The organism is Methanosaeta sp. UBA458 (genome assembly GCF_002496085.1).
GTDB classification, from domain to species: domain Archaea; phylum Halobacteriota; class Methanosarcinia; order Methanotrichales; family Methanotrichaceae; genus Methanothrix; species Methanothrix soehngenii.
In genome coordinates this window covers 1-7,299 of sequence record NZ_DAIK01000050.1, presented here as the reverse complement: position 1 = coordinate 7,299, position 7,299 = coordinate 1, and the positions used below count along the sequence as shown (strand labels likewise).

Genomic DNA, 7,299 nt, shown 5'->3' with positions numbered 1-7,299 from the left:
TTTTTGGAGGTGGTCTTCTGTTCGATGGAGATGGCGGGGGAGAGGCCGTCGATGGAGTCCACTTCGGGCTTGTCCATCTGGCCTAAGAACTGGCGGGCGTAGGCTGAGAGCGATTCCACATAGCGGCGCTGGCCCTCTGCGTAGATGGTATCGAAGGCCAGGGTGGATTTGCCCGAGCCGGAGACGCCGGTGATGACGATCAGGCTGTCACGGGGAAGCAGGACGTCGATGTTTTTCAGGTTGTGCTCGCGGGCGCCTTTTATTACAATTGATTTCATATTTATTTCATCTATTTTAGCCAATCTTGCTGGCGATAGCAGTTCCATATCCGGCAAGAGCCCCATAGCGATATGCGGTGTACTTGGCTGGAACATTCAACCGGATGGTGTCAAGCGATATGGCATATAGCTCAGCACCGCTCTCTGGCAGGATGTCCAGGGTAACGCTGTTGCCTGATGCGGTTCCGCTGGCCAGGGCCATCTGGGTGGTGCCGGCGGTGGCCATGCTCCCCCGGCCAAAGAGCCTATTTCCGGATTGATGCAGGTCCAGGGAGATGGTCTGTCCCTCGGAGAGCTGCAAAGCCCACTTTCCTGATATGCCAGTTGAGCTGGCAGCAGGGATTGTGGCTTGGGCTGGGGTCTGAGTCACAGGGTTGCTGGAGAAGGTCTTTGCCACCGGGGTGTTGGATGCGCTGTATCTTCCCATTGTGGTCTTGCCGACGCTCGAGCCCAGAAGAGAGACTGGTTTAGATGTCTGAACGCTGCTGGGTGCAGATGTTGCGCCGGCGCCGACCTTCATCGTGAATATGGGGTCGGTAAAGTACTTGCCAGCGTCGCCGCTATAGCTTCCCACATAGCCGCCCTCCAGATAATCCTGAGCAGCGGAAGGCAGGGCCAATAATGACAGAAGGGCCAGAATGCCGAGTATCCTTATCATATCTAACTCACTGCGGTCAATGGCGTTCGTCAATTAACTTAAAGATAACCGTCGAATAATGAGGATGACATCCGGAGGTGGATGGGTAGCAGAAGGCGGCTCGCGTCCATCTGGAGGGGCAGGGAGGACTGTAAAGGGGAGAGGAGACTGGTGGTGGATGTGACCCTGCCTGCGGATAAATGGGGCGAAGCATCTTGATTTTCTGGGCAAGATTGTATCCAAGCCTCCCCGGCGTTGAGGGGGCCAGAGCACTACCGCGCGTAAAACCCGCGCGCGGCGTCCACTGAAAAGCAGCTTGCTAGAATTAATCTTGACCTTGATCCTGCTTGGTTTCAAGAGATCAACTATCCAATGAGAAAACTCCAGATAATTAGTCCATAAATCGATTCATACGGTTATTTGGGCTTCCCGGCTTAGAGGAGGGCAGGCGGATCCCTCAGATCCAAAAACAGCAAAAAGCATTACTGCATCTAGCTGCAGTAATTTGTAAAAAGCAGCCTGCTGCATATCAATAATGGTCGCAATACGGCTCTTGAGCCCATCTCACGATATAAGCCGCCCATAAACCTGGGCAGCACAATTGGCCTGAGCTTTAACAGAAAGATCTCACCGCCTCTTCACCCGATCTCGCCTTTCAGCTAATCTCCCATTTAATTTCAAATTTTATAAGCTAATTATAATTTGTAATAACGAAAAGTCTTAAGTATAAGCTAGAATTTAACACGAATAAGATATCAATGCAGATTTAGGACAATGATGTGGTCCCGCGATCTGATTGCAAATAAATGGAGGAATAGAAGTGAGTAAAAGAAACCTTTGGAATAGATCGATAATAATATTATTTATATGCTCTATAATTTTCCTGAGCTCTACTGCCCTGGCATCATACCCCAAGACCTTTACCGACACCCAGGGCCGGGAGATCACTCTTGATGAATCCCCGCAGAGGATAATCACCAGAGCCCCGGACGAGGCCAGAATCGTGATCGCCCTGGGCTACGGAGACAAGCTAGTCGCCGGTGAGCAGGCTACCAAATCCTGCCTCTGCCCAATGACCTTTAGCAACACCACCGAAGGTTGCCTGGAGTGCTATGAGAACATCATTGACGGCCGGATGCCCGACCTTCCCGAGATCAGCACCAGGTACGACATCTATTTCGAGGAGATCGCCAGGCTGGAGCCCGACCTTATATTTTGCGGAAACCTGAAGGATGCAGAGGCCTTTGAGGACAAGATTGGCTGCCCGGTGGTAGTTCTTGGAGGACAGGGCTGGAACTTCGGCGATGAGGGCTACTTCGATAGCATCCGCGTGGCCGGCGAGGCCCTGGATGCTCGGGATCAGGCAGATGAGCTCATCGCCTTTGCCAAGGGCAAGGTGGAAATGATCGAATCGGTGACAAAAGAGATAGATCCTGATGATCGGCCAAAGGTCTACTTCGCCTCCCGAGGTGCAAGCAATGCCTTTTATGATCCCAAAGAGGGAAGGGACTTCACCAGAACCGAACCCAAATACGATCCTCTGACCATCGCCGGCGGCAACAACATCGCCTCGGAGATCAACGGCTCTACAGTTAATGTGGCCCTGGAGCAGATCATAGCCTGGAACCCTGACTTCATATTCATATCCAACAGCAATGCGGGAAACAATACAGGCCTTGATTTCATCAAGAACAGCCCTGAGCTGGCCTCCATCAACGCCATAAAGGAAGGCAACGTCTTCAACTGCTTCTATCCCCACTGCCGGGGCACTCCGCCTGACAGAAACCTGTTTAACATGATGTACATGGCCAAGGTGATGTACCCGGAGGAGTTTGAGGATCTCGACCTGGAGAAAGAGGGCAATGAGATATTCAAGGCCTTCTTGGGAGTGGACGGCGTCTTCAGCGAGTACGCCAATTACCTGGTCTGGCCAAGAGAGTACCTGGACAGCCTGAAATAGGTGCTCTCATGCCGGGAATCATTAACTGGGACGAGCTGTGGAAGGCCACCCATGCAGGCGGGTTTCACCACCATGGCCGGGACGGCCAGGATCTGGCATCCCATTGGGATAGTAAGGCCCGAGGGTTCAACAAGAGGGTGATGAAGAATCCCGCAAGGGCAACAAATCAGGTGGCCACCCTCGGCCTCCTTTCTCATGAGACAGTACTGGATGTGGGCGCCGGCACAGGAAGGCTGGCGATTCCCATGGCTCGAATAGCCAGGAGCGTAACAGCTCTTGATCAATCCAAGGGAATGCTGGCCTGCCTCGAGGAGAACATGGCTAAAGAGGGCATAGAGAACATCCGTACCATCCAGAAGAGCTGGGAGGAGCTGGCCGAGGGTGAGATCGAGCTGCACGACGTGGTCTTATCCTCCAACTCTTTGGGGGTGTTGAACCTAAGAGAGTCCCTGGCCAAGATGGACTCTATGGCCAAAAGGGCGGTCTATATCTTCACATTCGCCGATCGGAGGAGAGACGACGGCTTTGCAGACTTCCTGAGGGGAGGCAAAAGGGCCCGCCATCATTTCGGCGGCCCAGCTGACTACCTGGTGATATACAACCTCCTGGCGGATATGCGAATTTTCGCCGACATCAATATCATGAACTGGCAGTCCTCCGAGCACTACTCAAGTCTTGATGAGGCGGTAGCTGAGTGGAAGGAGATGCACGAAATACCAGCGGAAAGAGAGCCCGAGCTGCGAGAGTTTCTATCCGGGAAGCTGACTGAAAGTGAGCAAGGGCTGTGCATGCACCGCCATCACAAGCAGGCCATGATCTCCTGGCAGAAGGACCAGCCTGCGTCTGAGCATTAAATGCAGGGGAGGACAATACAATGGTCTCCATTCCCATTCTGGCCGGATCGGCTCTGTTGATAGTAATACTGGCCTCGAGCATCCGGGTGGTAAGGCAGTACGAGCGAGCGGTTATATTCCGCCTGGGCAAGATCAAGAAGGAGAGAGGTCCAGGCCTCTTTGCTCTCATTCCTCTGGCGGATAAGATGGTCCGGGTGGACATGAGGGTGCGAGAGCTTGATGTGCCCAAACAGACGGTGATCAGCAAGGACAATGTCACTCTAGAGGTGGATGCGGTCATCTACTACAAGGTGATGGATGCCTCTCGGGCGATCATCGAGGTTGAGGACTTCGAGGCCGCCACCCTTCTTCTGGCTCAAACCACCCTGAGAGATATCCTGGGACAGAATGAACTGGACACCATCCTCTCCGATCGGGACGATCTCAATAAGAGGATCAAGGAGATCCTGGACTCGACCACTGGCCCCTGGGGCATGCACGTGGTGATGGTCACCATGAGGGACGTATCATTGCCGGAGAACATGCTGCGCGCCATCGCCCGCCAGGCAGAGGCGGAGAGAGAGAAGAGAGCCCGGATCATCCTGGCAGAAGGAGAGTATCAGGCCTCAAAGATGATGAACCAGGCAGCGGATATGTACGAGGACAAGCCGAGCGCTCTGAAGCTGAGGGAGTACCAGACCCTGACCGAGATTGCTAAAGAGAAGAACCTGATAGTGGTCTCCACCGGATCAGATGATGGTCACAGGAATTCGGACCTTCCCCTTTTCATGGGGCTGGCCAGGGCGGCTGTGAGCAATAAATGACCAGCTTTCGGGCACTCTTCTTCCGGGGCAAGCCCGACGCTGGCTACTCTCGGGCGAAGAGGTCGGGCAAGAAGAGCAACCACGAGCTGGCCCATGAGAGATTCAAGTTCATCAGAATCTTATTCGTGCTGGGCATCGCCGGCCTTCTGGTCCTTCTCACCGGGCTCATAATCACCCTCGGCCCCCTGGATATATCCGTGCTCGATTCTTATTCTGCCCTCCTGGCCCGCTTCTGGCCGGAGCACTTCTATGTGGACGAGCTCACCAGCCGGGTGGTCTGGAACATCCGCTTTCCCAGAATCATGGGAGGAATCATGGCCGGCTTTGGGCTGGGAATATGCGGCTGCGTGATGCAGGCGGTCTTAAAGAACCCTCTCGCCAGCCCCTTCACCCTGGGAATCACTGCCGGTGCCCAGTTTGGCATATCCCTGGCCGCAGTCATCGGCTTTTCATTTCTTGCCGGTCCCTATTTCATAATCGGTAATGCCTTCCTCTGCGCCCTCTTCTGCTCTCTGTTCATCATCGGCCTGGCCGCCATCAAAGGAGCAACCTCTGAGAACCTGGTCTTAGCAGGGATTGCCGTCAACTACTTCTTCACTGCGATCAGCCAGCTGCTCAAGTACTTCGCCACCGACGAGCAGCTTCGCCTCATGACAAACTGGGGAATGGGGGATCTCGCTGCCTTCTCCTGGACCAACTCCAGGATACTTTTGGCCATATTCGTCATCTGCATTCCTCTTCTCATGACCAAATGCTGGGACCTGAACATCATGACGGCAGGAGACGAGACCGCCAAGAGCATCGGGGTCAATGCTGAGAGGACGCGCATCTTCATAATGGTGGTCAGCAGCCTGCTGGTCGCGACCATTGTCTCATTCATGGGGACCATCGCCTTTGTGGGGCTGGTTGCCCCTCACATGGCCCGGATGGTCATCGGCGGAGATCACCGTTTCCTCATCCCCGCCTCGGGAGTGCTGGGAGCACTGGTTTTAATGTCTGCCGATGCCGCGGGAATGAATCTGATCGCCCCCACCATCATACCCACAGGGATCATGACATCGATTGTGGGAGTCCCGTTCTTCATGTATCTGATGATGAAAGGAAAGAGAAAGGAGTTTTGGACATGATGATCAAGCTTCAGGCCAAGGATATGGATTTTGGCTATAACAGCAGCAAGATACTTCAAAATGTGAACTTCGAGATCGCCCCTTCAAAGCTGGTCACCATCGTTGGGCCGAACGGCTCCGGCAAGTCCACTCTGATCAAGTGCATAGACCGGATACTTGCTCCTCAGGGGGGGAGCATCCTCATCGACCGGAAGGATGTGACCAAGATGACCAGGATGGATATGGCCAAATATCTCTCCTATGTCCCTCAGAGCTCTGTGAGGATCTTTCCCACCAATGTCTTTGACACCATCTTGATGGGCAGGAGGCCCCATATCGGCTGGTTGGGCAGCGAGAGGGACGAGGATAAGGTCTGGGAGGTCTTGAGGCTTCTTGATATCGAGAGGCTGGCTATGAGCAACTTCAGTGAGCTCTCCGGCGGCCAGCAGCAGAAGGTCCTGATCGCCCGAGCGTTGGTCCAGGAGGCAGAGGTGATGCTCCTGGATGAGCCCACCAGCAACCTTGACATCTGGCATCAGCTGGACGTGATGAACATCATTCGGGATGTGGTCAAGAAAAAGGAGATCACTGCCATCATGGCCCTGCATGATCTGAACCTCGCCTCCTACTACTCCGACCGGATCATCATGATGAATAGGGGCAAGATAATAGCCGCTGGCGATCCCCAATCGGTGATCACCGAGGAGAACATAGCAAAGGTCTATCGGGTGGAGGCGGCGGTGAGAAGCCTCTCTGACCGGCCGGTGATAATGCCCTTGCGCCAGATCCGGGGAGCAAGGGCGTAGCACAAAATAGAACTTGCTCGTTGTCTCTTTTTTAGGACGAAATCATGGCTAATCCCCGCCTTTTCAAAGGCGGGATACAGCCCGTACTCATGGACCAAAAGACTCATTAGCCGGTACAGCATATTAATACCATAATGGCTAAAGTGTTTCGGTATAGACTCAGACCGACAAAGGCTCAAATTACAAAACTTAATGAGCAGCTCGAGCTTTGCCGATGGGTCTACAACGAAACGCTGGCTATGCGAAAGAATGCATTTGAGCAAGAAGGCAGATCAGTAAGCTACTTTGAATCCAAGAGAATGCTTCCAATTTGGAAAGAGTCTAAGCCGGAACTGAGATCTGTTTATTCTCAGGTTCTGCAAGACGTTGTTCTCAGAGTTAATCTGGCTTTCAAGGCATTCTTTCGCAGAGTTCAATCAGGCGAAGAACCTGGCTATCCTCGTTTTAAGGGAAAGAACAGATACGATAGCATCAGTTATCCTCAAAGTGGTTTTTCCATAGACGGTGATAAACTCTGGTTATCCAAGATAGGAGATATCAAATTCAAGTTGCATAGGCCTATCGAAGGATTTGTTAAAAGGTTAACCATTTGTCGATCTGCTACCAAGAAATGGTATGCCTCTTTCCTGGTCGAAGAGTCGATTGATCATGTTATTGAACCTTCTGATAGGGTAGTTGGGATTGACGTGGGGATTACAAACTTCGCTGTATTGTCAAATGGCGAGTTCATAGAAAATCCCAGGTTCCTCTTGGCTGATGAAGGAATGCTCAAGAAAGCCCAAAGCAAACGCGACAAGCTGCCCAAAGGTTCTCAAGAGAGAAAAAAGGCAACCAAATCAGTCAACCATCTCTATG

The 7,299-nt window shown here is 52.8% G+C and carries 7 protein-coding genes and 1 pseudogene; 6 read left to right on the top strand and 2 right to left on the bottom strand.

The window, feature by feature from the left end; genetic code table 11:
- Positions 1 to 278, bottom strand: a pseudogene (locus tag BP822_RS03370) (excinuclease ABC subunit A); the annotation flags it as partial.
- 16 nt (positions 279 to 294) lie between these two features.
- Positions 295 to 936 (bottom strand): hypothetical protein, encoded by a 642-nt coding sequence (locus BP822_RS03365; protein ID WP_273278966.1) that lies wholly within the window; start codon positions 934 to 936, stop codon positions 295 to 297.
- A 799-nt stretch (positions 937 to 1,735) separates the two neighbouring features.
- Here BP822_RS03365 and BP822_RS03360 point away from each other — a divergent pair.
- The 6 genes from BP822_RS03360 to BP822_RS03335 all read left to right on the top strand — a co-directional run.
- Positions 1,736 to 2,875, top strand: coding sequence for an ABC transporter substrate-binding protein (locus BP822_RS03360; RefSeq protein ID WP_273278967.1), 1,140 nt, complete (start codon positions 1,736 to 1,738; stop codon positions 2,873 to 2,875).
- Between the two features lie 8 nt (positions 2,876 to 2,883).
- Complete coding sequence (locus tag BP822_RS03355; RefSeq protein ID WP_273278968.1) at positions 2,884 to 3,729, top strand: class I SAM-dependent methyltransferase; 846 nt, start codon at positions 2,884 to 2,886, stop codon at positions 3,727 to 3,729.
- Between the two features lie 20 nt (positions 3,730 to 3,749).
- Positions 3,750 to 4,532, top strand: coding sequence for a slipin family protein (locus BP822_RS03350; RefSeq protein WP_013718388.1), 783 nt, complete (start codon positions 3,750 to 3,752; stop codon positions 4,530 to 4,532).
- Positions 4,529 to 5,659 carry a FecCD family ABC transporter permease gene (locus BP822_RS03345; RefSeq protein ID WP_013718389.1) on the top strand — a complete coding sequence of 377 codons (1,131 nt, stop codon included), beginning with the start codon at positions 4,529 to 4,531 and terminating at the stop codon, positions 5,657 to 5,659. Before BP822_RS03350 ends, BP822_RS03345 begins: the two co-directional genes overlap by 4 nt.
- The gene (locus BP822_RS03340) at positions 5,656 to 6,444 is read left to right on the top strand and encodes an ABC transporter ATP-binding protein (protein WP_273272083.1); all 789 of its coding nucleotides are present in this window, start codon (positions 5,656 to 5,658) and stop codon (positions 6,442 to 6,444) included. The genes BP822_RS03345 and BP822_RS03340 overlap by 4 nt, the downstream gene beginning before the upstream one ends.
- 134 nt (positions 6,445 to 6,578) lie before the next feature.
- Positions 6,579 to 7,299, top strand: a 721-nt coding sequence (locus BP822_RS03335; RefSeq protein WP_286877740.1) for an RNA-guided endonuclease InsQ/TnpB family protein, incomplete at its 3' end; no start/stop codon positions are given.

Excerpts from the sequence above, each read along its gene's own strand:
- BP822_RS03355 (WP_273278968.1), top strand. The coding sequence starts at position 2,884 with ATGCCGGGAATCATTAACTGGGACGAGCTGTGGAAGGCCACCCATGCA.
- BP822_RS03345 (WP_013718389.1), top strand. The coding sequence starts at position 4,529 with ATGACCAGCTTTCGGGCACTCTTCTTCCGGGGCAAGCCCGACGCTGGC.
- BP822_RS03350 (WP_013718388.1), top strand. The coding sequence starts at position 3,750 with ATGGTCTCCATTCCCATTCTGGCCGGATCGGCTCTGTTGATAGTAATA.
- BP822_RS03340 (WP_273272083.1), top strand. The coding sequence starts at position 5,656 with ATGATGATCAAGCTTCAGGCCAAGGATATGGATTTTGGCTATAACAGC.
- BP822_RS03365 (WP_273278966.1), bottom strand. The coding sequence starts at position 936 with ATGATAAGGATACTCGGCATTCTGGCCCTTCTGTCATTATTGGCCCTG.